This window comes from Nostoc cf. edaphicum LEGE 07299 (assembly GCF_015207245.1).
Lineage (GTDB): Bacteria > Cyanobacteriota > Cyanobacteriia > Cyanobacteriales > Nostocaceae > Nostoc > Nostoc edaphicum_B.
This window is the reverse complement of record NZ_JADEXF010000982.1, coordinates 1-2,640: the sequence shown is the minus strand read 5'-3', so window position 1 is coordinate 2,640 and position 2,640 is coordinate 1. Positions and strand designations below refer to the sequence as shown.

At 41.7% G+C, this 2,640-nt stretch carries 4 protein-coding genes; 3 read left to right on the top strand and 1 reads right to left on the bottom strand.

What is annotated here, in order from left to right; all coding sequences use genetic code 11:
- The 3 genes from IQ229_RS23420 to IQ229_RS23410 form a co-directional block, all read left to right on the top strand.
- A partial coding sequence (locus IQ229_RS23420) for a GDP-mannose 4,6-dehydratase (protein WP_194047874.1) occupies positions 1–252 on the top strand: 252 nt, incomplete at its 5' end.
- 16 nt (positions 253–268) lie between these two features.
- Positions 269–1,450 (top strand): glycosyltransferase, encoded by a 1,182-nt coding sequence (locus IQ229_RS23415; RefSeq protein ID WP_194047872.1) that lies wholly within the window; start codon positions 269–271, stop codon positions 1,448–1,450.
- A gap of 91 nt (positions 1,451–1,541) precedes the next feature.
- Positions 1,542–1,913 carry a hypothetical protein gene (locus tag IQ229_RS23410; RefSeq protein WP_194047871.1) on the top strand — a complete coding sequence of 124 codons (372 nt, stop codon included), beginning with the start codon at positions 1,542–1,544 and terminating at the stop codon, positions 1,911–1,913.
- Positions 1,914–1,955: 42 nt separating this feature from the next.
- On the opposite strand, the gene IQ229_RS23405 is transcribed toward IQ229_RS23410, so the two are convergent.
- Entirely contained in the window at positions 1,956–2,387 is a 432-nt protein-coding gene (locus IQ229_RS23405) for a hypothetical protein (RefSeq protein ID WP_194047869.1), read from the bottom strand.
- Positions 2,388–2,640 lie beyond the last annotated feature (253 nt).

The following is a 2,640-nucleotide window of genomic DNA, read 5'->3' as shown; positions in this document are numbered from 1 at the left end:
CTGCATAGTGTTAGAGATTTAGTTGCCACAGCCTTTGAGTGTGTCGGATTGGATTGGACGCACCATGTAGTCTTAAATACTAACTTTTTGCGACAAGATGAGCATTTTCAACTAGTAGCTAACCCCAGTAAAGCTAAAAGAAATCTCGGCTGGGAACCCCAAGTAAGCTTTGAGGAACTTTTAGAAAAAATGGTAAAAACAGATTTAGAGCGGTTACAAAGCGGTGCAATCGCGCCCTTACCGCAAGTGTAAATAATTTAAATTTAAGATGCAAATCACTACAGTGACAAAAAACCTGAATTTAGGTGATAAAGTTAACAAAACAACTAACCATGTCTTCGTGTTTTTAGAAATTTTTGCTCACGAAGGTGGTATTCAATCCTATATAAAAGATATTTTTCGCGCCTATTTGGGATTGGGCCAAGACTACAAGGCAGAAGTCTTTTTGCTGCGAGATAGTGCTGATAGCTTAAATCCCTTTGAAGACGAGAACTTAAAATTTCATTACTTTAAAAATCAGTCTCCCTATTTGGGGAGATTGCAAATGGCAGCGGCTTTACTGAAATGTTTGTTGCAAAGCCGTCCGCAGCAGGTTTTCTGCGGTCACATTAACTTAGCAGTATTAATCCAAACACTTTGCCAGCCCTTGGGGATTCCTTACACCGTGCTAACTTACGGCAAAGAAGTCTGGGAACCGTTGAAAAATCAGGAACGTCGTGCTCTGACATCAGCAGCGGGAATTTGGACAATTAGTCGCTACAGCCGCGACCGCGCTTGTGTTGCTAATAGTCTAAACCCGAAAATGGTACAGATGATGCCTTGTGCAATTGATGCGGATAAATTTACTCCTGGTTCCAAACAACCAGAATTAGTCCAGAAGTATGGCTTAACTGGCGCGAAAGTGTTAATGACAGTAGCGCGGTTATGGTCAGGAGATATTTACAAGGGTGTAGATGTCACCATTCGGGCATTACCACAAATCGCGGAAGTTTTTCCAGAAGTGAAATATTTGGTAATTGGTCGCGGCGATGACCAACCGCGATTAGCTAAACTTGCAGAAAATTTAGGCGTGAGCGATCGCGTTGTATTTGCTGGTTTCGTTGCCACAGAACAATTAATGGAACATTATCGTCTTGCTGATGCCTATATTATGCCTTCGCAAGAAGGCTTTGGCATAGTTTATCTAGAAGCAATGGCTTGTGGAGTGCCGGTGTTATCTGGTGACGATGATGGTTCCGCTGACCCCTTGCAGGATGGTAAACTGGGATGGCGGGTTCCACACCGCAATCCTGATGCTGTAGCAGCAGCTTGTATAGAAATGCTTCAAGGGGATGACCAGCGATGTGATGGGGAGTGGCTGCGAGAACAGGCGATCGCTCTGTTTGGCATCAATGCCTTTCAACAGCACTTACAAAAAATTCTTCTATCCTCAATAATAAAGTCCATTTAAGTCCAAATGACAAATGACAAATGACAAATGACCAATGACCAATGACTAAAATCGCTATCCTAGAAGGAGAGCAGGACAAAATTTATTAAAAATGAGCTTTAAGTCATTTCAATTGAATCTTTTAAATCTCCGCCCTTGGCTCACCCTGCTGGCAGTTATATGTTTGCTGGCATCAGTGGGCTTGGGTTGGTTGGTTAATTCATTGCTAATTATTTTTGGGTTGCTATTGTTGGCACCTATTGCGGCTTTTTTTGGCTTTCGTTGGTGGCTGCAACGCAACTTGGTTGCCGATCAATGTCCCGTCTGTGGATATGAATTTACAGGTTTAAATAACACTCAGTTGCAATGTCCTAACTGTCAGGAATTACTGTTAGTACAAAATAGTCATTTTCAGCGCTTCACACCAGAAGGCACAATTGATGTCACTGCTGTCGAAGTTCCAGCCAAATCATTGGAAGAATAGTCAAGGATCGTTAGTCATTAGCAAAGTATGAATGACTAATGACTATTTATTTTTTTGCGATATTGAGAGGGTGTAAGTATACTGTTGCGGGGATAGTTCGCCCACATACAGCGAGTATTTTCCTGCCTGCCAATAACCAGAAAGTTCTGACTTACCTCCAGAGTAACTATCTGCTAGTACACAAAAGCGCCCCCCAGGCCCGTCGATCAGCAGTGTTGGCTTTCCTTGACTCTCTACTGTTAATCGCAAATAAGGTAGTGACTCTGTAACTTGGATAACTTGACTAGGTTCAGTAGTAATATTGCCACAATTACTTTTGACAGTTCCCCCAGATTTTCCATTCAAAATCAATGGATCGGGTTGGGAATTTCGATTAATTTGGATTGTTGGTGTCTGTGCCAAATTAGCCTCAGTGAGAGCCAAACTCATCGCCAAAGCTGTGGGAATAATTGCAAGCAGCCTAAGAGTCTTCATTTTAATTAATGCTCCAGATTTTTTTAGAGCAATATTGTTATACAGTCTGATTTATATAGACGACAGCAATCACTCTTAGTTCCGAAAGTTGTCGTATAAAGTAATACTAGTAAGTTAAGGATTGTTTGTGAAGATTTGATAGGTGTATATAGAGAGGTTGCATTGCAACGTCTCTAGAATTGATTTCTGATATCATGTCCGCTTGATTGCTTATTAAATCCGAAGAACCCCACCCCGCCAAAGCTATGCTTTG

Bases quoted from the DNA above. Each gene is read 5' to 3' on its own strand.
- IQ229_RS23415 (WP_194047872.1), top strand. From the start codon at position 269: ATGCAAATCACTACAGTGACAAAAAACCTGAATTTAGGTGATAAAGTT.
- IQ229_RS23410 (WP_194047871.1), top strand. From the start codon at position 1,542: ATGAGCTTTAAGTCATTTCAATTGAATCTTTTAAATCTCCGCCCTTGG.
- IQ229_RS23405 (WP_194047869.1), bottom strand. From the start codon at position 2,387: ATGAAGACTCTTAGGCTGCTTGCAATTATTCCCACAGCTTTGGCGATG.